The following is a 20,808-nucleotide window of genomic DNA, read 5'->3' on the forward strand; positions in this document are numbered from 1 at the left end:
GCGGCGTGCTCAGTCCAGGCGCGCGAGGTAGCGGTGCATGCGCGTGTCCACCCAGGTGACGCGGCGTTCCACCGGGCGGTCGGCCAGGTCGAAGGCGATGCGCTGGATCTCCAGCACCGGCGCGCCGGGCCAGAGGCGCATCTTCGCGGCCTGCGCCTCGTCCGCCGCGACGGCGCCGAGGCGTTCCTCCGCGCGGCCGATCGTGACGCCGTGGTCGCGCTGGTAGAGCACGTAGAGCTCGTCCTCCATCTCCTGCAGCAGCGGCAGCGCGAAGCGCGGGAAGCGCTCGGCCGGCAGCAGGATGCGTTCCAGGATGACGGGTTGTGCGGCGAGCGCGCGGATGCGCTCCACGCGGTGCACCGGCGCGCCTTCGGCGAGGTCGAGTGCCGCGGCCTGCTCCGCGGTGGCGGGGCCAGTGCGGAAATCGAGGACGAGGCTGGTGGGCTCGTGCTTGCGGTCGGCCAGGTCGTGGATGCGGAAGAAGTGGAACAGCGCGCGCTCGCTGGTCTGCGCGGCGACATAGGTGCCGCGGCCCTGGCGGCGCTCGATCAGCCGGCGGCGCTCGAGCGCGGTCAGCGCCTTGCGCACCGTGCCGGGCGAGACGCCAAGTTCCGCCGCAAGCTCAGGCTCCGGCGGGATGAGCGCGCCCGGCGCCCAGACGCCTTCCGCGATGCGCTGCGTCAGGATCTCTTCCGTCTGGGCGTAGAGCGGGCGGCGCGCGAGGTTCATCTCTTCAGCGCAGGCGCGGGCTGGCCCTCGATGACGACGTTGACCACCGCGGGCTTGCCGCTGGCGAAGGCGCGGGCCAGGGCGGGCGCGAGATCGGCGGCGCGCTCCACGAACTCGCCATGGCCGCCGAGCGCGGTCGCGATCAGGTCGTAGCGCGTGCCGGGTGCAAGCTCGCAGCCATGCGCGCGGTTGGCGCCGTAGTCGCGGACCTGGATCTGGTATTCGGCGTTCCAGCGGCTGTCATTGCCGACGACGCAGACGAAGGGCATGCCGTGGCGCGCGGCGGTGTCGAGCTCCGCCATGTGGAAGCCGAAGGAGCCGTCGCCCATCATGGCCAGCGTCGGCCGGCCGGTGGCGGCGCGCGCGCCGATCGCGAAGGGCGTGCCCGCGCCGATCGCGCCGGCCACGCCGTTCGTGATCTTCGTTCGTGCTCGGACGATGGCCTGGCCCCATTGCCCAACCTCGCCGCCGTCGCAGACGAAGATGGCGTCGGGCTGCGCGGCGAGGGCCGCGTCCACGGCGAAGGCGAGCGTCGCGGGGTGGATCGCGCCCTCCGGCGCGCCGCGATGCGCGGACCAGGATGCGGGGCGGTAGGCGACGGTGTCGCGCGTATGCGCGGCCCAGCCCTCCTGCGCGGGCACGCGGCGCGCGGCCTGCGTCAGGGCGGCGACGGCGGAGGCGGGATCGGCGATGGCGGCGAGGACCAGGCGCTCGCCGAGCAGGCGCTGCGCGCGGCCGAGCATCTCGGCCTCGGGGTCCAGCGCGACGAGGCGCGCGCCCTTGGCGGGGCGGCCGAAGCGCGTGGTGAAGTCCAGAGCCTTTCCGAGCAGCACGATCAGGTCGCTCTCTGGCAGCAGTTCCAGCAGCGCGCCGAGCGTGGGATCGGCGAGGCCGCGTGGCGAGTTCATCGGGATCGCGGGCAGGCCGATGGCCGCCTCCAGCGCGGCGAGCGCGGCCATGCCGGCCGGCGTGATCAGCGAGGGCGGCGCGATCAGCAGCGGGCGCGCGGCGCCGGCGATGAGATCGGCGACGAAGCCGGCGGTGGCGGCGGGGAGCGGCATGGGCTTCGCGCCGAAATCGGCCGCGTCGGGCAACCGAACGTCCGAAAGAATCTCGGCCTCGATGAGGTCGGTGGGCAGGCTGAGATGGACGGGGCCGGGGCGGCCGGAGAGCGCGGTGCGGCAGGCGCGGGCGACATCGGCGGCGAGGCCCTCGGCAGTCTGCGCGGTCCAGGACGCCTTCGTCACCGGCGCGGCCATCGCGGCCTGGGGCAGTTCCTGGAAGGCGCCGTTGCCGAGCTCCGCCAGCGGCGCGTGGCCGGAGAGCAGCAGCACCGGAACCTCGCCGGCCAGCGCGGTCGGCAGCGCGGCGGCCGCATTCGCGTGCCCCTGCCCGCCCGTCACCATCGCCACGCCGACCTGGCCGGTGATGCGGGCATAGGCGTCGGCCATGTGGACCGCGGCGGCCTCGTGCCGCGTGTGGACGATCTCGATGCCGCTGCCGACCAGCGCGTCATAGACCTCCATGATGTGGTTGCCCGAGAGGCTGAAGATGCGGGTGACACCCGCCGCCTTCAGGCCGCGGACCAGCAGGTCGGCGCCGCGCTGTTTCATTTTGTGGACACTCCGCATGGGGTCTTGTGTCTTATACAAGACCATGCAATCCCTTGATCATGCAAGAGACGCTGAAGGTCTCGGTGTGGCGGGGGGACGGCGAAGGCGGCGCCTTCCAGGATTTCCGCGTGCCGGCGCAGGCCAACCAGACGGTGCTGGACGTGGTCACCCACATCCAGCGGGAGCTCGATCCCACCCTCGCCTATCGCTTCGCCTGCCGCGTCGGCATGTGCGGCAGCTGCGCCATGGTGGTGAACGGGCGCGCACGCTGGACGTGCCGGACGCATGTGCGGAAGGTGGTGCAGGACGGGCGGCTGGAACTGCGGCCGCTGGCGAATTTGCCGGTGATCCGCGACCTGGCGACCGACATGGCGCCCTTCTTCGACAAATGGGCGCGCGCGAAGGGCACCTTCCAGCCGAAGGATTCGGCCGACGGCGCGGTGCCGGAGGAATTCCATGTGGTCCCGCCATCCTCGGCCAAGCGGCAGGCGGCGGATGCGGGGATCGAGTGCATCGGCTGCGGCGTGTGCTACGCCAGCTGCGACATCGTGGCCTGGAACGGCGCGTATCTCGGGCCGGCCGCGCTCAACCGCGCCTGGACGCTGGTGAACGACGTGCGCGACGGTGCGCGGCGGGACCGGCTGGATGCGGTGGCGGGCGATGCGGGCTGCCATGCCTGCCACTCGACCCAATCCTGCACCGAGCGCTGCCCGAAGGGTATTGATCCCTCCGGCGCCATCGCGGGGCTGAAGCGCACGTTGTTCTGGGGCATGTTCGGGCTCGACCGATGAGCGCGCGCGGGCAGCAACACCTTTGGGTCGCGCAGCGCGTCACGGCGATGATTCTGGGCGTCGCGGTCGTCGTGCATCTGGTCACGATCCTCGTCGCGGTACGCGGCGGGCTGAGTGCCGCGGAGATCATCGGGCGCGTCAGCGGCAACGAGGCCTGGCTGATGTTCTACGCGGTCTTCGCGCTGGCGGCGGGGCTGCATGGCGCGATCGGGCTGCGCGGCATCGCGGCGGAGTGGCTGGGCTGGCGCGGGCGGCGCTTCGACCTGGCCTGGCTGGCGATCGGGCTGCTCACCGCGGCCTTCGGCATCCGCGCGGCGGCGGGGCTCTACGCGGCATGAGGATCGACACGCGGCCACGGTCGCATCCGACCTACATCGCCTTCCTGGTGCACCGGATCTCCGGCCTGCTGCTGGCGCTGTTCCTGCCGCTGCATTTCTGGGCGCTGTCGCGCGCGATCCAGGGCGAGGCGGCGCTCGAGAACTTCCTGCGCTGGACCGACAACGGGCTCGTCAAGGCGAGCGAGACGCTGCTGGTGATCCTGCTGGCTGCGCATCTCGCGGGCGGCCTGCGCGTGCTGGCGCTGGAATTTCTGGGGTGGCGCAGTTCGCAGAAGACGCTGGTCGCGGCCTCTGCCGGCGTGTCGCTCGCGGCGGGCCTGCTGTTCCTTCTGAATGTCGGCTGACCTTCTCATCCTCTCCGCCGGCTGCTTCGTCGCGGCCTTCTGCGCGGGCATGGCGGGCTTCGCCTTCGTGCTGGTGGCGGCGGGCATCCTGCTGCATGTGCTGCCGCCCGCGATCACCGCGCCGGTGCTGGTGCTCGGCAGCCTCTTCGTGCAGGGGCTGGCGTTGCCCACGGTGTGGCGCGAGATCGCCTGGCCGCGCATGCGGCTCTATGTGCTGACCGCGACGCTCGGCATCCCGGTGGGGCTGCTGATCCTGAGCCATGGGCCAGCGCGCTCCATCGTCGTCTTCGTCGGCGTGTTGCTGATCGTCTATTCGGGCTATGCGCTGGCGCGCATGGCGCTGCGTCATGCGCCGTCGCGCTTCGCGGCCCCCATGCCGGCCGATGCGGCGGTGGGCTTCGCGAGCGGCATATTGGGCGGCATCGGCGGCTATGTCGGCGCGCTGCCGGCGATGTGGGCGGACATCCAGGGCATGGACAAGCGCGAGGCGCGCGCGCTGATGCAGCCCTTCATCGTCTTCATGCAGGCTATCACCGTGCCGGGCCTGGCGCTGGCCGGCTTCTTCACGGCCGAGACGCTGCTGATGGCGGCCTCCGCCGTGCCAGCGATGCTGGCCGGCACCTGGCTTGGCGTGCGCGCCTACACCGTGATCCCCGCCCAGGGCTTTCGGATGGTATTGCTGGCCCTGCTGCTGGTCTCGGGCGTGTCGCTGGTGATCTGAGGAGACGCTTCCATGACGCTGATGACGAAGGCTGGGGTGGAGGCGCTGCGGGTTGCGCCGGAGGCGATCGAGGAAGCGGCGAAGCTGCTCTACATCCGCGCGCTGAAGATCCTGCCGGACGACATCAAGCAGGGCTTCGCGCGTTTGGATGCCGGGGAGACCGACGGCACGGCGAAGGCGATCCTGGCGACGATGATCGAAAACATCGGCGTGGCGGAGCGCACGGACAACCTGCTCTGCCAGGACACCGGCATTCCCATCTTCAACGTGACGATCGGCCGCAATGTCGAGCTCGATGGCTGGGCGCTGAAGCAGGGGATCCGGCGCGGGACTGAGCGCGCGACGCGGGAGCATCCGCTGCGCAGCTCCGTGGTGCATCCGATCACGCGGAAGAACGAGCATACCAGCTGCGGCGCGCATGTGCCGGTGATCAACCTCGATTTCTGCGAGGAAGACCGCGTCCTCCGGCTGGAGATGATCCCGAAGGGATCGGGCAGCGAGAATGGCAGCTTCCTGCAGATGCTGATCCCGGCCGACGGGATGGCCGGCGTGAAGCGCTTCGTGGTGGATGCGGCGATGAAGGCGGGCGGCAAGGTGTGCCCGCCGACCATCATGGGGGTGGGCGTCGGCGGCACCTCCGACCTCTGCATGCACCTGGCGAAGGTGGCGGCGACGCGGCCGCTGGGATCGCGCTGCGCCGACGAGGAGGGCGCGAAGCTGGAAGCGGCGCTGTCGGAGGCGGTGAACAGCCTCGGCATCGGGCCGCAGGGGCTGGGCGGTGATTCCACCGCTTTCGCCGTGCATGTCGAGGTGGCGGCGACGCACATCACGATGAACCCGGTGGCGGTGAACATCCAGTGCCACAGCGCGCGGCGCGCTTCCGCCACCTTCACGCCCGATGGCGTGGCGATCGGGTTCTGATCAGATGGCGCACCACGTCCTCCACATGCCCTGCACCGAGGCCGACATCCGCAAGCTGCGGATCGGCGACACGGTGACGCTGCAGGACACGCTGTTCGGCATCCGCGACGCGACGCAGATCCACATGTTCGATCATGGCCGCCGCACGCGCTTCGACCTGAAGGGCCATGCGGTGATCCACACCGCGCCGAATGTCCGCAAGGTGGACAAGCGCGGCACGAACGATTCCGGCTACGAGGCGATCTGCGTCGGCACCACGACCAGCGACCGGATGGAGCGCTTCACGCGCCCGCTGATGGAGCGCGAGGGCGTGCGCATCGTCATCGGCAAGGGCGGGCTGCGCGAGGGTTCGCTCGACGCGTTCCGCGAGCTGGGCGGCGTCTATCTGGCGATCATCGGCGGCACGGCGGCGCTGGAGACCACCTGGATCGAGGCGATCGAGGATGTGGACCTCGACGACCTCAACCCCGAGAGCCTCTGGCGCTTCCGCATCAAGGATTTCGGGCCGCTGCTGGTGGCGATGGATTCACATGGCGGCAGCCTCTACGCGGCGGTCCAGAAGTCGGTGGAGGACCGCCGCGCGGCGGCGCTGGCGAAGCTTGGCGTGGCGTGACGGTGTCAGGAGCCCGGCACCGTGAGGCTCGTCACGCGCCAGTTCCGCGCATTGCTGAAGCCGCGCAGCACGCGGTGGTCGCCGCCGACGAAGTTGCGGGAGGCCGGGTCGTAGTAGAGCGTCCAGACGCCGGCATAGCCGCCCATGCGCGGCACGTTCTCATGCTGCTCCAGCACCAGCACCGGGATGGATCGGTCGCCGACATCCAGCGTGGAGGGGCCGAGAACGTGCCAGGTGGTGTTGACGAACAGAAGCTGGCCGTCCGGGCTGCCGATCTGGCGCGAGAAATTCACCGACTTGCCGGGCTCGAGCGGCCAGAGCGCCGCCATGCCGCGACGCAAGGAGGCCTCGTCCGTCGTCGGCACCGGGTAGTAGTTCGCCAGCCAGTTCTGGGGCGCGCCGTTCAGCGAGCCGGCGCAGGCGAAGGGATCGCCGGGCACGGCGCCGCTGTAGGTGATGTTGCCGCCGTCGGAGCGCACGACATTCGTGCCGGCGGGCGGGCAGGCGAAGCCGGGCGGTGCCGTGCCGAGCGTCGCGCCGGGGCCGGCCGGCCCCTGCTGCGCACAGCCGGCGAGCATTGCGACCGCCGCGATGGCCAGAGCACCTTGCCGCATGGAATCCTCCCTTCCCGCCTGACGAGGCATGGAGCCGCGTGATGCAGCCGCCACGCAACCGAAAGGGTTATCCAATTCCGGCGACGCTGCCAGCCCTGCTGCTGGCCGCCTGGCCGGCGCTGGCACAGCCCGCGCCGCCGCCCGCCGAGCCGCCGCGCACCGAGCAGCCGGCGCCACCGACGCCGGGCGGGGCGGAGGATTGCGGCTGCGGCGTGCCGGCCAATCCGCGCGGACCGAGGTGAATGCCATGACCACCGCCATCGCCAGACACGCCACCGACATCGTTGTCCTGGGCTCCGGCGGCGCGGGCCTGCTCGGCGCGCTGCACGCCAAGGCTGCCGCGCCCGACCTTTCCGTCACCGTCGCGGTGAAGGGGCTGCTCGGGAAGTCGGGCTGCACGCGCATGGTGCAGGGCGGCTACAACGTGGCGCTGGCGCCGGAAGACAGCGCCGAGCGGCACTTCATGGACACGCTCGATGGGGGCAAGTGGCTCAACGACCAGGACCTGGCCTGGACGCTGGTGACGGTCGCGCAGCGGCGCATCCGCGAGCTCGAGAACCGCTGGGGCTGCTTCTTCGACCGCAACCCGGACGGCACGATCCACCAGAAGGCCTTCGCGGGGCAGACCTTCGACCGCACCGTCCACAAGGGCGACCTGACGGGCATCGAGATCATCAATCGCCTGGCGGAGCAGACCTGGGCGCGCGGCATCGCGCGGCTGGAGGAGCATCGCGCCGTGGCGCTGCTGCCCTCGGCGGACGGCTCGCGGCTGGCGGGCGTGCTGCTGGTGGATGTGCGCAGCGGCGCGCTGCTGCTGGTGCAGGCGAAGGCGGTGCTGCTGGCGACCGGCGGCGGGCCGACGATGTACACCTACCACACGCCCTCGGGCGACAAGTCCTGCGACGGGATGGCGATGGCGCTGCGCGCGGGCCTGGTCCTGCGCGACATGGAGATGGTGCAGTTCCACCCGACGGGCGTGCTGGCCGGGCCCGGCACGCGCATGACCGGCACCATCATCGAGGAAGGGCTGCGCGGCGCGGGCGGCTTTCTTCTCAACGGCGCCGGCGAGCGCTTCATGCACAACTACGACCCGCGCGGCGAAAGGGCGACGCGCGACATCGTCTCCCGCGCGATGTACCGGGAGATGCTGGCGGGCCGCACCAACGAGCATGGCGGCCTCTACATCGAGATGGGGCATCTCGGCCCGGATCGCGTGCGCCGCGAGTTCAAGGGCATGGTCGAGCGCTGCGCCGATATGGGCTTCGACCTGGCCGGCGGCCGGGTGCCGGTGGTGCCGACCGCGCATTACATGATGGGCGGCGTGGTGTTCCGGCCGGATGGCGCGACCGCCCTGCCCGGCCTGTTCGCGGCGGGCGAGGACACCGGCGGCGTGCATGGCGCGAACCGGCTGGGCGGCAATGGCGTGGCGAATTCCACCGTCTTCGGCGGCATCGCGGGCGACACGATGGCGCGCTGGGTGCCGCGGGAGGGCGCGATCGAGGAGCCCGACCCCGCGGCGCTGGACGCGGCGCTGGCGATGCTCCACGCGCCCTTCGCCAGAAAACCCGCGGCCTCGCTCTCGCCCATCCGGGACGCGCTGCACGGGCTGATGTGGGAGAAGGCCGGCATCCTGCGCGACGCGGCGGGGCTGGCGGAGGCGGCCTCGGGGCTCGATGCGCTGGAGGCGGAGTTGGACGGCGCGGGCGTCGGCGGGGCGCGGGGCTTCAACCTCGCCTGGCATGACTGGCTCAACCTGCGCTCCCTGCTGCTGGTCAGCCGCGCCATCGTGGCGGCGGCGGCGGCGCGGGCGGAAAGCCGCGGCGCGCATTGGCGCGAGGATTTTCCGGCCACCGCGCCGGAGGCGGAGGGGCTTTCGGCCACGCTGGCGAGCCTGGACGGCGCGGGGCGGATCGCCATCGGCTGGCAGCCTGTGGCCTTCACGCGGGTGCGGCCGGGGGAAAGCCTGCTCGCGGCGGCGGCGGAATAGCGCCTGATCCGCGGAGGCGGGCTCGCCGGAGCGGTGAATCAGCCGCGCCAAACGCCAGGCCCGACGCAACCCGGCCTGCCCGCCCTTCGTTCCTCGGCCGATGCCACGCGCACTCCGCGCGCGAGCCTCCCCGGAAAGGCCAGGACGATGGACGAGATCCAGCAACTGATGATCGACCAGCTCAAGGATGCCCACAGCGCCGAGAAGCAGGCGCTGCGCGGCATGGCGAAGATGCTGAAGAACGCCTCCTCCCAGGCGCTCAAGGACTGCATCCAGACGCATATCGACCAGACCCAGAAGCAGGTCGAGCGGGTCGAGCAGGCGCTGGAGATGGTCGGCGGCAAGCCGGGCCGGAAGGTCTGCGAGGCGATGCGCGGCCTGATCGAGGAAGCCCAGGGCGAGATGGGCGAGCACGACAAGGGCCCGATGATGGACGTGCTGATCATCGCCGCCGCCCAGCGCATCGAGCATTACGAGATCGCCGCCTATGGCACGATGGTGACGCTGGCCAAGGCCGCCGGGGAGAACAAGCTGGCCGACCTGCTGGCGAAGACGCTGGCCGAGGAGAAGGACACCGACGGCAAGCTGACCGAGGTGGCCGAGGGCGAGGTGAACCCGGCCTTCATCAGCCATGCCCGGGGCGAGGACGAGGAGGAGGAAGAGGAGCCGGCGAACGAGAACCGCCGCGGCGGGCGGCGGCGCAGCGCCTGACGGCTCGTCGCGGGCCGCGGATGGCGCGGCCGCTCTTCCCCGCGGCGTGCGGCACGGCTAGGCAGGGTCTGCAACAGCCTGGCCGCGCCGATGGACACGCCGACGCAGAAGAGCGCCGCCCTGCCCGACTTCGCGGAGGCGTTCCGCGTGTGGCTGCGCATCGGCCTGCTGTCCTTCGGCGGGCCGGCCGCGCAGATCGCGCTGATGCACCGGGAGGTGGTGGAGGAGCGGCGCTGGGTCTCCGACGCGCGGTTCCTGCATGCGCTGAACTTCTGCATGCTGCTTCCGGGGCCGGAGGCGCAGCAGCTCGCGACCTATCTCGGCTGGCTGCTGCACGGGGTGAAGGGCGGGCTGGCGGCGGGGCTGCTGTTCATCCTGCCCGGCGTCGGCGTGATGCTGGTGCTGTCCGCGATCTATGCCGCCTTCGGCAGCGTGCCGCTGGTGGCGGCGCTGTTCTTCGGGCTGCAATGCGCGGTGCTGGTGGTGGTGGTGGAGGCGCTGCTGCGCGTCGCGCGCCGCGCGCTGAAGGGCGCCCTGCCCTGGCTGCTGGCGCTGGCGGCCTTCCTCGCCCTGTTCGCCTTCGCGGTGCCCTTCCCCCTCGTGGTGCTGGCGGCGGCGGCGATCGGCTATGCGCTGCCGGGCGCCTTCGGCGGCGGCGGGCATGGCGCGGCCAAGGATGGGCCGCCGGCGCTGCTGGATGCGGTGCTGGCCGCCGACCCGGAGCGGCCGGCGCGCATGGCGGGGGCGGCGAAGCGGGCGGGGCTGGTGGCGCTGGCGCTCTGGGCCTGGCCGGTGGCGCTGCTGGCGGGCACGGGCCTGTTCGGCGACATCGCCTGGTTCTTCTCCAAGATGGCGGTCGTGACATTCGGCGGCGCCTATGCGGTGCTGGCCTATGTCGCGCAGGAGGCGGTGGAGGGGTATGGCTGGCTGAGCGCCAAGGCGATGCTGGCCGGGCTGGGGCTGGCGGAGACCACGCCGGGGCCGCTGATCCTGGTGCTGCAATTCGTGGGCTTCCAGGCCGCCTGGCCGACGGGCGGGCTGGTGGGCGGCGTGGCGGGCGCGCTGCTGACGGTCTGGGTCACCTTCCTGCCCTGCTTCGCCTGGATCTTCCTGGGCGCCCCCTTCGTGGAGCGGCTGCATGCGGCGCCGCGGCTCAAGGGCGCGCTGGCGGCGGTGACGGCGGCGGTGGTGGGCGTGATCGCCAATCTCGCGGTCTGGTTCGCGCTGCGCGTGATGTTCGCGCAGGTGGAGACGGTCTCCGTCGGGCCGGTCACGCTCGGGCTGCCGCAGGTGACCTCGATGGTGCCGGATGCGGTGGCGCTGACGGCGCTGGCGGCGACCTGCCTGTTCGTGCTGCAGATCGGCCTGGTGCGGACGCTGGCGGTGACGGCGATGGCCGGCTTCGCCGCGCGGTCGCTGCTGGGGTTCTGAAACACAGAGGACAGGAGGCCACGCCCTGCGCCGCGCCTGGAGCCTGATCAAGGAGACGGTGAAGGGCTACATCGCCGACGAGGCGATGACGCGCGGGGCCGCCATCGCCTGCTACACCATGTTCTCCATCGCGCCGCTGCTGGTGGTGGCCGCGGCCATCGCCGGGCTGGCGGTGACCGAGGAGGCGGTGTGGGACGCCGTCTCGGCGCAGCTGCGCGCCCTGGTGGGTCAGCAGGGTGCCTCCGCGATCCAGGCCATCGTGCGCGGCGTCGGCGAGGGGCCGGGCGGCAGCGGCATCCCGGCGCTGGTCGGCGCCGCCATCCTGCTGCTGACCGCAAGCGGCGTCTTCGCCGAGATCCAGGCGGCGCTGAACGCCATCTGGAAGGCGGAGCCGCGGGGGATGAGCGTCTCCTACCTGGTGCGGGCGCGCCTGCTGAGCATCGGGCTGGTGGCGGCTACGGGGTTCCTGCTGCTGGTCTCGCTGCTGGCCAGCGCGGCGGTCGCGGCCTTCCAGGGCTGGGCGGGGGAGAAGATGCCGGTGCTGGCGCCGGCGCTCTCCTGGGCGAACTTCGCGCTCTCCTTCCTGCTGACCACGCTGCTGTTCGGCGCGATCTACAAGGTGCTGCCGGACCGGCAGCTGCGCTGGCGCGACGTGGCCATGGGCGCGGTCTGCACGGCGGTGCTGTTCACGCTCGGCAAGGCGGTGATCGGCTGGTACATCGGCGGCAGCGGCCTGGCGCGGCAATATGGCGCGGCCGGGGCGCTCGTGGTGGTGCTGCTGTGGGTGTACTACTCGGCGCAGGTGTTCCTGCTGGGCGCGGAGTTCACCCGGGCCTGGGCCGACCGGCGGCCGCGGCGGAAGGGCAAGCCGCTCGGCCGGCATGAGGACGCGCCGGTGCTGGATCCGTGATGCGCGGCGCATAAAGGACTTGACCTGCAGCCGCCGAGGGCGGCTGAGGCCGCGAACGCGGCCCGCGCCAAGTGGCGCGAAGCCAAGCGCAGCGCCGGCGTCTGAGGCGACGAAGGTGAAACCTTCGTCGGCCCGATATGCCCACCCCGTTCCGGCTTGCGCCGGGCGCCTGCCCGGCCTATACGCCGCCCTCCCCGCGCCGTGGCCCATGGACATGCCCGGCCGGCCCAGCCCCCCCGCCGCATGGTGCGGCCCCTGCCCCCGGCAGGGCGCAAGGTGGGGGGCATGACCCCGACAGGAGGGCCAAATGTCCAAGATGAAGACGAAGTCGAGCGTGAAGAAGCGCTTCCGGTTCACCGCGACCGGGAAGGTCAAGGCCGGCGCCGGCAACAAGCGCCACATGCTGACGGCCAAGACCACCACCATGAAGCGCCAAAACCGCGGCATGTTCGTGCTGGACAAGCAGGATGGCGACACGGTGAAGCAGTGGCTGCCCTACGGGCTGGATCGCTGAGCGGAGGGGTCTGACCAATGGCACGCGTCAAGCGGGGCGTCACGAAGCACGCCCGTCACAAGAAGGTCCTGAAGCTCGCGAAGGGCTATGTGGGCCGGTCGTCCACCGCCTACCGCCCCGCGCTTGAGCGCGTCGAGAAGGCGCTGCAATACGCCTATCGCGACCGCCGCAACAAGAAGCGCGAGTTCCGCGGCCTGTGGATCCAGCGGATCAACGCGGCCGTGCGCGAGCACGGGCTGACCTATTCGAAGTTCATCGCGGGGCTGAAGGCGGCCGGCGTGGAGATGGACCGCAAGGTTCTCGCCACCATCGCCTATGACGACGCGGCGAGCTTTAGCGCCATCGTCGAGAAGGCGAAGGGCGCCCTCCCCGCGCAGGCCTGATCCGCCGCAAGGCGATCGGGACTTTCGGAAGTCACAGAGGGCCGCTCCTTCGGGGGCGGCCTTTTGTCTGTCAGGACGGACCATGAGCGACGATCTGCAGGCGCTCCGCGCCGAGACCGAGGCGGCGCTGGCCGCGGCCGCCGACCTTCGCGCGCTGGATGCGGTGCGCGTCGGCGTGCTGGGGAAATCGGGCAGCCTCTCCAACCTGCTCAAGGGGCTGGGCCAGGTGCCGGCGGAAAGCCGCAAGGAGCGCGGCGCGGCGCTGAACCGCCTGAAGGGCGAGGTCGAGGCGCTGCTGGAAGCGCGGCGGACCGCGCTGGAAGTGGCGGAGCTGGAAGCGCGGCTCAAGGCGGAACGGGTGGATGTCTCGCTGCCCGCGCGGCCCTTCGCGCCCGGCACGGCTTCCGACGGCGGCATCCATCCGATCAGCCGCACCATCGAGGAGCTGACGGCGATCTTCGGCGCGATGGGGTTCCGGGTGGTGGAAGGCCCGGACATCGAGAGCGACTGGCACAATTTCGGCGCGCTCAACATCCCGGACCATCATCCGGCGCGGCAGGACCACGACACCTTCTACATGCCGGGCACCGACCCGAACGGGCATCGGCGCGTGCTGCGGACGCAGACCTCGCCGCTGCAGATCCGCACCATGCTGGGCGAGGAGCCGCCGATCCGCATCATCGCGCCGGGCCGCACCTATCGCGCCGACCACGACGCGACGCACAGCCCGATGTTCCACCAGGTCGAGGGGCTGGTGATCGACCGCGCGATCACGCTCGGCCACCTCAAGGGCTGCCTGATCGATTTCCTGCGGGCGTTCTTCGGCATCTCCGACCTGCCGGTGCGGTTCCGGTCGTCGTACTTCCCGTTCACCGAGCCCTCGATGGAGGTGGATATCGGGTGGAACCGGAAGACGGGCGAGCTCGGCGGCGGCGGCGACTGGCTGGAGATCCTCGGCAGCGGGATGGTGCATCCGAAGGTGCTGGCGAATTGCGGCCTCGATCCGCGGGAATGGCAGGGCTTTGCGTTCGGGATGGGGATCGAGCGGATCACCATGCTGAAGCACGGCATGCCGGATCTGCGGCCGTTCTACGAATGCGACCTGCGGTGGCTGAAGCATTACGCGGCGGACCCGCTGGCGCCGGCGATGCTGCATGAGGGGGTGTGAGATGGTCGGCATGGTCGGTCGCGCCCCCACCCCGACCCTCCCCCGCACGCGGGGGAGGGAGTGCCAGTTGCGCGACCTGCCCCCTCCCCCGCCAAGCGGGGGAGGGTTGGGGTGGGGGCACGGCTGCCCTGCCCATGCTCAGTGCCTGAAGGCCTAGCCCGATGAAATTCACCCTCTCCTGGCTCCGCGAGCACCTCGACACCGATGCGTCGCTGGACGCCATCACCACCACCCTCTCCGCCATCGGCATCGAGGTGGAGGGCGTGGAGGATCGCGCGGCGGCGCTCGCCTCCTTCCGCATCGCGCGGGTGATCGAGGCGGTGCAGCATCCGAATGCCGATCGCCTCCGCGCGCTGCGGGTGGATCTCGGCGACGGCAAGGAATACTCGGTCGTCTGCGGCGCGCCCAACGCGCGCACCGGGATGCTCGGCGTCGCGGCGCTGCCGGGCGCCTACATCCCGGGCACGGGCATCACGCTGAAGGTCGGCGAGATCCGCGGCGTGAAGTCGGAAGCGATGATGCTCTCGGCGCGCGAGATGGGGCTTGGCGAGGATCATTCGGGCATCGTGGACCTGCCGGCGGATGCGCCGGTCGGCACGCGCTACGTGGATTATGCCGGGCTCGACGATCCGGTGATCGAGATCAAGGTGACGCCGAACCGGGGCGATGCGCTCAGCGTGCGCGGCATCGCACGCGACCTGGCGGCGGCGGGGCTCGGCACGCTGAAGTCGTGGGAGGTGGCGCCGGTTGCCGCCACCTATCCCTCGCCGCTGCATTGGACGATCGAGGACCGCCGCGCCTGCACCTGGGTGCTGGGGCGCGCGGTGCGGGGCCTGAAGAACGGCCCCTCGCCGCAATGGCTGCAGGACCGGCTGACGGCGATCGGGCTGCGGCCGATCAACGCGCTGGTGGACGTCACGAATTTCTTCACCTTTGCCTATGGCCGGCCGCTGCATGTCTTCGACGTGCGAAAGGTGGCGGGCACGACACTTTCGATGCGCATGGCGCGGCCGGGCGAGGAACTGCTCGCGCTGAACGGCAAGACCTATGCGCTGACCGAGGAGGACGGCGTGATTGCCGATGCCGAGCGCGTCGAGGCGCTGGGCGGCGTGATCGGCGGCGAGCATTCGGGCTGCGACGAGACGACGACCGAGTGCTTCATCGAATGCGCGCTGTTCGATCCCGTGCGCATCGCGCTGTCCGGCCGGCGGCATGACGTGCGCACCGATGCGCGGTCGCGCTTCGAGCGCGGCATAGACCCCGCGCTGCTGCCGAAGGCACTGGAAGCCGCGACGCGGATGATCATGGAGCTCTGCGGCGGCGAGGCCTCCGAAGTCTCCGCGGCCGGTGCGGAGCCGGCCTGGCGGCGCAGCGCGACGCTGCGCTTCGAACGCATCGCGGGCCTCGGCGGGCTGGAGCTGCCGGCGGATGAGGCGGTGGGCCGCCTGGAGCGGCTCGGCTTCGCGGTGGAAAGCCGCGACGCGGCAGGCGTGACGGTCGCCGTGCCGTCCTGGCGCAACGACATCGCGGGGCATGGCGCGCTGGCGCAGGACCCCTCGCTGCCTGCGGACCGCGCGCGCATCGCGGCGGAAGGCTGCGCGGCGATCGAGCCGGAATGCGACCTGGTGGAGGAAGTGCTGCGCCTCGGCGGGCTGGATGCGGTACCGCCCGTGTCGATGCCGATCACCTCGCCGGTGCCGCGGCCTTCGCTGACGCCGAAGCAGGCGCGGGCGGCGCTGGCGCGGCGCGTGCTGGCGGCGCGCGGGCTGCAGGATTGCGTGACCTACGGCTTCCTCGCGCGCGAGCAGGCGGCGCTGTTCGGCGACACGCCGGATGGGCTTCGCGTCGAAAACCCGATCGCGTCCGATCTCGACCAGATGCGGCCGACGCCGGTGGCCTCGCTGGTGATGGCGGCTTCGCGCAACGCGGCGCGCGGCTTCGGCGACGTGGCGTTGGCGGAGATCGGCGGCGCCTATCGCGATCCGGCCGCGGGCAGCAGCCAGCTTGCCGTCGCGGCGGGGGTGCGCGCGGGGATGACGGGCGCGAGTTGGGCTTCGCCCTCGCGCGCCGTGGACTGGCTGGATGCGAAGGGCGATGCGATCGCGGTGCTCGAAAGGCTCGGCGTGCCGATGGCGGCGGTGCAGGTCACGGCGGATGCGCCGGGCTTCTATCATCCGGGGCGGTCCGGCGTGCTGCGCCAGGGGCCGAAGGTGGTGCTGGCGACCTTCGGCGAGCTGCATCCGAAGGTGCGCGCGGCGCTGGACATTCCCGGCGCGGCGGTGGGCTTCGAGGTGTTCCTGGACGCGATCGCGGAGCCGAAGCGGCGCAAAAAGGGCGTGCCCGACCTGCCCGCCTTCCAGCCGGTGCGCCGCGACTTCGCCTTCCTGGCCGATGCCGGCGTCTCGGCCGAGGCGCTGCTGCGCGCCGCGCGGAACGCCGACAAGGCGCTGATCGCGGATGTGGTGCTGTTCGACCGCTATGCCGGCGACAAGGTGGCGGAGGGCAAGGTCTCGCTCGCCATCCAGGCGACGCTGCAGCCGCGCGAGCGGACGCTGACGGACGCCGAGATCGAGGCCGCGGGCCAGAAGATCGTGGCGGCGGTGGCGAAGGCGACGGGGGCGGTGCTGCGCGGTTGATGCGCCGCGCCCTCCCGCGCGTTAGACTGACGACGCGGAACGGAGGAGCGGGGCGATGGGTTCGGTGCGCGTGACGGTGGATGCCGAGGGGCGGCTGGTGCTGCCCGAGGAGATCCGCCAGTCGCTCGGCATCGTGGGCGGCGGGACGCTGGATTTGCGGGTGACCGGCGATGAGTTGCGCGCCGTCTCCTGGGAAGCCCGGCTGAAGCGCGTGCGGGAGTTGATCCCGGCCTGGAAGCCAGGCGACCCGCTGATGTCGGAGGAGTTGATCGCCGACCGGCGCGCCGAGGCCAGGCGCGACCTCGAGGAGTATGAGCGGGACATCGCACGTCGCGGGAAGGCGCCTTGATCCTCGACGCGTCGGCCGTCCTGGCGGTCCTGCTTGGCGAACCAGGCGCGGAAGCCGCGGCGCCGCTGCTGGAAGGCGCGGATATTTCCGCGGTCAACATGCTGGAGGTCGTTGCGCGGCTTCGGCGCGAGACCCCGGCGCATTTCGAAGCTTTGCAGGTGCTTGATCTGGCCGTTCTGCCGATCGACGCCGCGGTTCCTGCCGCCGATCTGCTCCACCGCCACCGCGGCGTGCTCTCGCTCGGCGACTGCGCCTGCATCGCCACCGCCTCGGCGCTGGGCCGGCCGGTGCTGACGGCCGACCGGGTGTGGGCAACGCTCGGGCTGCCGGTCGAGGTGCGGCTGATCCGCTAGACCATGATCGGCGCTGGACCATGATCGGCGCGGACAGCGGCGCCGATCGCGTGATTCACGCCTCCGGCCCTTCCAGCCTGCGGCGATCACCCCCTGACGATCAGCCCTGCCCCACTATCACCATCCACAGCACGCCGAAGCGGTCCTCCACCATGCCGAAGCGCGGGGAGAAGAAGGTCTGCGCCGGTGGCATCCGGATCTGCCCGCCCGCCTCCAGCGCGGTGAAGACGCGGTCGAACGTCGTCGCGTCCGGCACCGTCAATGCCAGGCCGAAGCCCTTGAAGCTGGTGTCTCCGGCGCAATGCCCGTCGGAGGCCATGAAGCTCGCCCCGCCGACGCGCACCAGCGCGTGCATCACCTTGTCCTCGTTGCCGGGCGGGGCGCCGGTCGGATCGGGGCTGTCGCGGAAGCGCATGAGCGCGCCGACCTCGGCGCCCAAGGCCTCCTTGTAGAAGGACAATGCCTCCTCGCACCGGCCATCGAAGAACAGATAGGGCTCGATCTGCATCAGGGCTCTCCTTGAAGGACGCGATCGGTAAACCTATCGGTGAAGTGTTCGCAAGCGCGGCGTGGGCTGCATCGCGGCGATGTGCGCGGTGCGCGCTGACGGGCCGGACGATCCGGGGCAGTCTGCGCGGATGAGCGCGGCGGCTTCCCCATCCGGCAAGGCACGGCATCTGGCGGTGCTGTGCGCGGGCGTGGTGCTGTGCCTGTCGGTCTGGTTCGCGGGCACGGCGGCGGTGCCTGACCTGTTGCGGGCGGGGCTGATCACGCGCGCCGATGCGGCCTGGCTGACGGCGGCGGTGCAGCTCGGCTTCGTGGCGGGGACGCTGGTGTCGGCGGTGCTGTCACTGGCGGATCGGCGCGACCCGCGGATGCTGTTCCTGGCCTGCGGGCTGCTGGCCTCGGCGGCGACGCTGGCGCAGACGCTGGTGGCACCCTCCGGCGCGGCGGCGCTGGCGCTGCGCTTCGTCGCGGGGGCGGCGATGGCGGGCGTCTATCCGGTGGGTATGAAGCTGGCGGCGTCCTGGGCGCGCGGGGATCTCGGCCTGCTGATCGGGCTGCTGGTGGGGGCGGTCTCGCTGGGATCGGCGACGCCGCATCTGATCCCGTCCCTGCTCGGCGGCATCGGGTGGCAGGCGGCCTATCTGGGGGCGGGCGTGCTGGCGGCGGCGGGGGGGCTCTCGATCCTGGCCTTCCGGCCGGGGCCGCTGCTGGGTGCAAGGCCGCCCTTCAAGCCATCCCAGGCGCTGGAGGCGTGGCGGAACAAGGGGTTGCGCTACGCCAACCTCGGCTATCTGGGGCACATGTGGGAGCTCTACGCCATGTGGGCCTGGATCGGGCTGTTCTTCAGCGGCGTGCTGGCCGGGGAGGCCGGCCCGTGGACCTTCGCCATCATGGCGGCGGGCGCCGTCAGCTGCGTGCTGGCGGGGCTGCTGGCGGACCGGTGGAACCGGGCCTCGGTGGCGGCCCTCTGCATGCTGGCCTCGGGGACCTGCGCGCTGCTGGTGGGGCCGGCGGCGGCGGTGACGCCGTGGCTGGCGGTGGCCGTCGCGCTGGTCTGGGGCTTCACGGTGGTGGCGGATTCGGCGCAATTCTCGGCCTGCATTGTCACCCTTTCGCCGCCCGATTATGTCGGGACGATGCTGACGGTGCAGACCAGCCTGGGCTTCCTGCTGACGGCCGGGACCATCGCGCTGGTGCCGCTGGCGATCCAGGGGCTCGGGTGGAACTGGGCCTTCGCGGTGCTGGCGCCCGGGCCGCTGCTCGGCGCCTGGGCGATGTGGCGGCTGCGGCCCCTGCTGCCGCGCTGATCCGAAGCTTTCCAGGGCCGCCCGCAGCCCCTATGTGGGGCCTGAACCCACAGGCCCCCAATGACCGACGTTCCGCTCGACCGTATCCGCAACTTCTCGATCATCGCGCATATCGACCATGGCAAGTCCACCCTGGCCGATCGCCTGATCCAGCACACCGGCGCCGTGACCGCGCGCGAGATGAAGGAACAGCTCCTCGACAACATGGAGCTGGAGCGCGAGCGCGGCATCACCATCAAGGCGCAGACCGTCCGGCTGAACTACCAGGCGAAGGACGGGCTGACCTACACGCTGAACCTGATGGACACGCCCGGGCACGTGGACTTCGCGTACGAAGTGAGCCGGTCGCTCGCGGCCTGCGAGGGGTCGCTGCTGGTGGTGGACGCCTCCCAGGGCGTCGAGGCGCAGACGCTGGCGAATGTGTACCAGGCGATCGACGCGAACCACGAGATCGTGCCGGTCCTCAACAAGATCGACCTGCCGGCGGCGGAGCCGGACCGGGTGAAGCAGCAGATCGAGGACGTGATCGGGCTCGATGCCTCGGACGCGGTGATGATCAGCGCCAAGACGGGGCTCAACATCGAGGGTGTGCTGGAGGCGATCGTCACGCGCCTGCCGCCGCCGAAGGGCGACGTGAACGCGACGACGAAGGCGCTGCTGGTGGACAGCTGGTACGACGCCTATCTCGGCGTGGTGGTGCTGGTGCGGGTGAAGGATGGCGAGCTGCGCAAGGGGCAGCGCATCCGCATGATGTCGAACGGCTCGGTGCACACCATCGAGCAGGTGGGCGTGTTCACGCCGAAGATGGTGCCGGTGGACCGGCTGAGCCCGGGCGAGATGGGCTTCGTCACCGCGGCGATCAAAACCGTGGCGGACACCAATGTCGGCGACACCATCACCGACGACCGCAACCCCGCGACCGAGCCGCTGCCGGGCTTCAAGCCGAGCATCCCGGTGGTGTGGTGCGGGCTTTATCCGGTGGACGCCGACGACTTCGAGAAGCTGCGCGAGAGCCTGGCCAAGCTGCGGCTGAACGACGCCAGCTTCCACTACGAGCCGGAGACCTCGGCCGCGCTCGGCTTCGGCTATCGCTGCGGCTTCCTCGGGCTGCTGCATCTGGAGATCATCCAGGAGCGGCTGTCGCGCGAGTTCGACCTCGATCTGATCGCGACGGCGCCCTCCGTCGTCTACAAGATCCGCAAGACCAACGGCGAGGAGATGGAGCTGCACAACCCGGCCGACATGCCGGATGGCAGCGTGGTGGACGTGATCGAGGAGCCCTGGATCAAGGCGACGATCATGGTGCCGGACGACTATCTCGGCCCTGTGCTGACGCTCTGCAACGAGCGGCGCGGGCGGCAGATCGAGCTGACCTATGTCGGCAACCGCGCGATGGCCGTGTACCGCCTGCCGCTGAACGAGGTGGTGTTCGACTTCTACGACCGGCTGAAGTCTGTCTCCCGCGGCTATGCCAGCTTCGACTACCAGCAGGACGGCTACGAGGAAGGGGACCTGGTGAAGATCTCCATCCTGGTGAATGCCGAGCCGGTGGATGCGCTGTCCTTCATGGCGCATCGCAGCGCGGCCGACCGGCGCGGGCGGTCCATCTGCGAGAAGCTGAAGGAGCTGATCCCCCGCCAGCTCTTCAAGATTCCGATCCAGGCCGCGATCGGCAGCCGCGTGATCGCGCGCGAGACGATCAGCGCCCTGTCGAAGGACGTCACCGCCAAGTGCTACGGCGGCGACATCACCCGCAAGCGCAAGCTCCTCGAGAAGCAGAAGGAGGGCAAGAAGCGCATGCGGCAGTTCGGCAAGGTCGAGATCCCGCAGAGCGCCTTCATCGCCGCGCTGAAAATGGATGCGTGAGG

Annotated in this window: 23 protein-coding genes; 19 read left to right on the forward strand and 4 right to left on the reverse strand. The window is 71.1% G+C overall.

The genetic code is table 11. The annotated features are described in order from the left end of the window. Positions 1-9: 9 nt before the first annotated feature. On the reverse strand, positions 10-729 hold the full coding sequence (locus DFH01_RS22800; protein WP_109872790.1) for a GntR family transcriptional regulator: 720 nt from the start codon (positions 727-729) through the stop codon (positions 10-12). Beyond that, a complete protein-coding gene (locus DFH01_RS22805) occupies positions 726-2,342 on the reverse strand; it encodes a thiamine pyrophosphate-binding protein (RefSeq protein ID WP_109872791.1) in 1,617 nt (538 codons plus the stop codon). Before DFH01_RS22805 ends, DFH01_RS22800 begins: the two co-directional genes overlap by 4 nt. A gap of 59 nt (positions 2,343-2,401) precedes the next feature. Between DFH01_RS22805 and DFH01_RS22810 the strand changes: the two genes are divergently transcribed. The 6 genes from DFH01_RS22810 to DFH01_RS22835 are packed head-to-tail and all read left to right on the forward strand — an operon-like array spanning position 2,402 to position 6,070. Beyond that, the gene (locus DFH01_RS22810; RefSeq protein ID WP_109872942.1) at positions 2,402-3,133 is read left to right on the forward strand and encodes a succinate dehydrogenase/fumarate reductase iron-sulfur subunit; all 732 of its coding nucleotides are present in this window, start codon (positions 2,402-2,404) and stop codon (positions 3,131-3,133) included. After that, a complete protein-coding gene (locus tag DFH01_RS22815; RefSeq protein WP_109872792.1) occupies positions 3,130-3,471 on the forward strand; it encodes a succinate dehydrogenase/fumarate reductase transmembrane subunit in 342 nt (113 codons plus the stop codon). The genes DFH01_RS22810 and DFH01_RS22815 overlap by 4 nt, the downstream gene beginning before the upstream one ends. Then, complete coding sequence (gene sdhC / locus DFH01_RS22820; protein WP_199231356.1) at positions 3,468-3,815, forward strand: succinate dehydrogenase, cytochrome b556 subunit; 348 nt, start codon at positions 3,468-3,470, stop codon at positions 3,813-3,815. Before DFH01_RS22815 ends, sdhC begins: the two co-directional genes overlap by 4 nt. Further along, the gene (locus tag DFH01_RS22825; RefSeq protein WP_109872793.1) at positions 3,805-4,536 is read left to right on the forward strand and encodes a sulfite exporter TauE/SafE family protein; all 732 of its coding nucleotides are present in this window, start codon (positions 3,805-3,807) and stop codon (positions 4,534-4,536) included. The genes sdhC and DFH01_RS22825 overlap by 11 nt, the downstream gene beginning before the upstream one ends. A 12-nt stretch (positions 4,537-4,548) precedes the next feature. Beyond that, complete coding sequence (locus DFH01_RS22830; protein WP_233256237.1) at positions 4,549-5,457, forward strand: fumarate hydratase; 909 nt, start codon at positions 4,549-4,551, stop codon at positions 5,455-5,457. Between the two features lie 4 nt (positions 5,458-5,461). Further along, positions 5,462-6,070: a fumarate hydratase C-terminal domain-containing protein gene (locus tag DFH01_RS22835; RefSeq protein ID WP_109872794.1), complete on the forward strand. Its 609-nt coding sequence runs from the start codon at positions 5,462-5,464 to the stop codon at positions 6,068-6,070. 5 nt (positions 6,071-6,075) lie between these two features. Here the strand turns inward: DFH01_RS22835 and DFH01_RS22840 are convergent, their stop codons facing one another. Continuing rightward, positions 6,076-6,684 (reverse strand): hypothetical protein, encoded by a 609-nt coding sequence (locus tag DFH01_RS22840; RefSeq protein ID WP_109872795.1) that lies wholly within the window; start codon positions 6,682-6,684, stop codon positions 6,076-6,078. 41 nt (positions 6,685-6,725) lie between these two features. Here DFH01_RS22840 and DFH01_RS27915 point away from each other — a divergent pair, with 41 nt between their 5' ends. From DFH01_RS27915 to DFH01_RS22890, 11 genes are all read left to right on the forward strand, one after another. Then, a complete protein-coding gene (locus DFH01_RS27915) occupies positions 6,726-6,926 on the forward strand; it encodes a hypothetical protein (RefSeq protein ID WP_146217124.1) in 201 nt (66 codons plus the stop codon). Between the two features lie 5 nt (positions 6,927-6,931). Next, positions 6,932-8,671, forward strand: a complete 1,740-nt coding sequence (locus DFH01_RS22845) for an L-aspartate oxidase (protein ID WP_109872945.1) — start codon at positions 6,932-6,934, stop codon at positions 8,669-8,671. A 147-nt stretch (positions 8,672-8,818) separates the two neighbouring features. Then, positions 8,819-9,382 carry a YciE/YciF ferroxidase family protein gene (locus tag DFH01_RS22850; RefSeq protein ID WP_109872796.1) on the forward strand — a complete coding sequence of 188 codons (564 nt, stop codon included), beginning with the start codon at positions 8,819-8,821 and terminating at the stop codon, positions 9,380-9,382. Positions 9,383-9,472: 90 nt separating this feature from the next. Further along, a complete protein-coding gene (gene chrA, locus DFH01_RS22855; protein WP_109872797.1) occupies positions 9,473-10,813 on the forward strand; it encodes a chromate efflux transporter in 1,341 nt (446 codons plus the stop codon). A 58-nt stretch (positions 10,814-10,871) separates the two neighbouring features. Further along, positions 10,872-11,723 carry a YihY/virulence factor BrkB family protein gene (locus DFH01_RS22860; RefSeq protein ID WP_233256238.1) on the forward strand — a complete coding sequence of 284 codons (852 nt, stop codon included), beginning with the start codon at positions 10,872-10,874 and terminating at the stop codon, positions 11,721-11,723. Between the two features lie 307 nt (positions 11,724-12,030). Then, on the forward strand, positions 12,031-12,237 hold the full coding sequence (rpmI, locus tag DFH01_RS22865) for a 50S ribosomal protein L35 (RefSeq protein WP_109872799.1): 207 nt from the start codon (positions 12,031-12,033) through the stop codon (positions 12,235-12,237). A 17-nt stretch (positions 12,238-12,254) separates the two neighbouring features. After that, complete coding sequence (rplT, locus tag DFH01_RS22870; protein WP_109872800.1) at positions 12,255-12,620, forward strand: 50S ribosomal protein L20; 366 nt, start codon at positions 12,255-12,257, stop codon at positions 12,618-12,620. A gap of 82 nt (positions 12,621-12,702) precedes the next feature. Next, complete coding sequence (gene pheS / locus DFH01_RS22875; protein ID WP_109872801.1) at positions 12,703-13,788, forward strand: phenylalanine--tRNA ligase subunit alpha; 1,086 nt, start codon at positions 12,703-12,705, stop codon at positions 13,786-13,788. A 161-nt stretch (positions 13,789-13,949) separates the two neighbouring features. Then, complete coding sequence (gene pheT, locus DFH01_RS22880; RefSeq protein ID WP_109872802.1) at positions 13,950-16,424, forward strand: phenylalanine--tRNA ligase subunit beta; 2,475 nt, start codon at positions 13,950-13,952, stop codon at positions 16,422-16,424. 55 nt (positions 16,425-16,479) lie between these two features. Further along, complete coding sequence (locus tag DFH01_RS22885; RefSeq protein WP_109872803.1) at positions 16,480-16,773, forward strand: AbrB/MazE/SpoVT family DNA-binding domain-containing protein; 294 nt, start codon at positions 16,480-16,482, stop codon at positions 16,771-16,773. After that, a complete protein-coding gene (locus DFH01_RS22890) occupies positions 16,770-17,126 on the forward strand; it encodes a PIN domain-containing protein (RefSeq protein ID WP_109872804.1) in 357 nt (118 codons plus the stop codon). Before DFH01_RS22885 ends, DFH01_RS22890 begins: the two co-directional genes overlap by 4 nt. 100 nt (positions 17,127-17,226) lie before the next feature. Here the strand turns inward: DFH01_RS22890 and DFH01_RS22895 are convergent, their stop codons facing one another. Next, positions 17,227-17,634 carry a VOC family protein gene (locus tag DFH01_RS22895; protein WP_109872805.1) on the reverse strand — a complete coding sequence of 136 codons (408 nt, stop codon included), beginning with the start codon at positions 17,632-17,634 and terminating at the stop codon, positions 17,227-17,229. 130 nt (positions 17,635-17,764) lie between these two features. Here DFH01_RS22895 and DFH01_RS22900 point away from each other — a divergent pair, with 130 nt between their 5' ends. Then, the gene (locus DFH01_RS22900) at positions 17,765-18,940 is read left to right on the forward strand and encodes an MFS transporter (protein ID WP_109872946.1); all 1,176 of its coding nucleotides are present in this window, start codon (positions 17,765-17,767) and stop codon (positions 18,938-18,940) included. A 60-nt stretch (positions 18,941-19,000) separates the two neighbouring features. Further along, on the forward strand, positions 19,001-20,806 hold the full coding sequence (gene lepA, locus DFH01_RS22905) for a translation elongation factor 4 (protein ID WP_109872806.1): 1,806 nt from the start codon (positions 19,001-19,003) through the stop codon (positions 20,804-20,806). The last annotated feature ends 2 nt before the right edge of the window (positions 20,807-20,808 follow it).

The organism is Falsiroseomonas bella (assembly GCF_003173615.1).
In the GTDB taxonomy this organism is placed as follows: Bacteria; Pseudomonadota; Alphaproteobacteria; order Acetobacterales; family Acetobacteraceae; genus Falsiroseomonas; species Falsiroseomonas bella.

Bases quoted from the DNA above. Each gene is read 5' to 3' on its own strand.
- DFH01_RS22800 (WP_109872790.1), bottom strand. From the start codon at position 729: ATGAACCTCGCGCGCCGCCCGCTCTACGCCCAGACGGAAGAGATCCTG.
- DFH01_RS22805 (WP_109872791.1), bottom strand. From the start codon at position 2,342: ATGAAACAGCGCGGCGCCGACCTGCTGGTCCGCGGCCTGAAGGCGGCG.
- DFH01_RS22810 (WP_109872942.1), top strand. From the start codon at position 2,402: ATGCAAGAGACGCTGAAGGTCTCGGTGTGGCGGGGGGACGGCGAAGGC.
- DFH01_RS22815 (WP_109872792.1), top strand. From the start codon at position 3,130: ATGAGCGCGCGCGGGCAGCAACACCTTTGGGTCGCGCAGCGCGTCACG.
- sdhC (WP_199231356.1), top strand. From the start codon at position 3,468: ATGAGGATCGACACGCGGCCACGGTCGCATCCGACCTACATCGCCTTC.
- DFH01_RS22825 (WP_109872793.1), top strand. From the start codon at position 3,805: ATGTCGGCTGACCTTCTCATCCTCTCCGCCGGCTGCTTCGTCGCGGCC.
- DFH01_RS22830 (WP_233256237.1), top strand. From the start codon at position 4,549: ATGACGCTGATGACGAAGGCTGGGGTGGAGGCGCTGCGGGTTGCGCCG.
- DFH01_RS22835 (WP_109872794.1), top strand. From the start codon at position 5,462: ATGGCGCACCACGTCCTCCACATGCCCTGCACCGAGGCCGACATCCGC.
- DFH01_RS22840 (WP_109872795.1), bottom strand. From the start codon at position 6,684: ATGCGGCAAGGTGCTCTGGCCATCGCGGCGGTCGCAATGCTCGCCGGC.
- DFH01_RS27915 (WP_146217124.1), top strand. From the start codon at position 6,726: ATGCAGCCGCCACGCAACCGAAAGGGTTATCCAATTCCGGCGACGCTG.
- DFH01_RS22845 (WP_109872945.1), top strand. From the start codon at position 6,932: ATGACCACCGCCATCGCCAGACACGCCACCGACATCGTTGTCCTGGGC.
- DFH01_RS22850 (WP_109872796.1), top strand. From the start codon at position 8,819: ATGGACGAGATCCAGCAACTGATGATCGACCAGCTCAAGGATGCCCAC.
- chrA (WP_109872797.1), top strand. From the start codon at position 9,473: ATGGACACGCCGACGCAGAAGAGCGCCGCCCTGCCCGACTTCGCGGAG.
- rpmI (WP_109872799.1), top strand. From the start codon at position 12,031: ATGTCCAAGATGAAGACGAAGTCGAGCGTGAAGAAGCGCTTCCGGTTC.
- rplT (WP_109872800.1), top strand. From the start codon at position 12,255: ATGGCACGCGTCAAGCGGGGCGTCACGAAGCACGCCCGTCACAAGAAG.
- pheS (WP_109872801.1), top strand. From the start codon at position 12,703: ATGAGCGACGATCTGCAGGCGCTCCGCGCCGAGACCGAGGCGGCGCTG.
- pheT (WP_109872802.1), top strand. From the start codon at position 13,950: ATGAAATTCACCCTCTCCTGGCTCCGCGAGCACCTCGACACCGATGCG.
- DFH01_RS22885 (WP_109872803.1), top strand. From the start codon at position 16,480: ATGGGTTCGGTGCGCGTGACGGTGGATGCCGAGGGGCGGCTGGTGCTG.
- DFH01_RS22895 (WP_109872805.1), bottom strand. From the start codon at position 17,634: ATGCAGATCGAGCCCTATCTGTTCTTCGATGGCCGGTGCGAGGAGGCA.
- DFH01_RS22900 (WP_109872946.1), top strand. From the start codon at position 17,765: ATGAGCGCGGCGGCTTCCCCATCCGGCAAGGCACGGCATCTGGCGGTG.
- lepA (WP_109872806.1), top strand. From the start codon at position 19,001: ATGACCGACGTTCCGCTCGACCGTATCCGCAACTTCTCGATCATCGCG.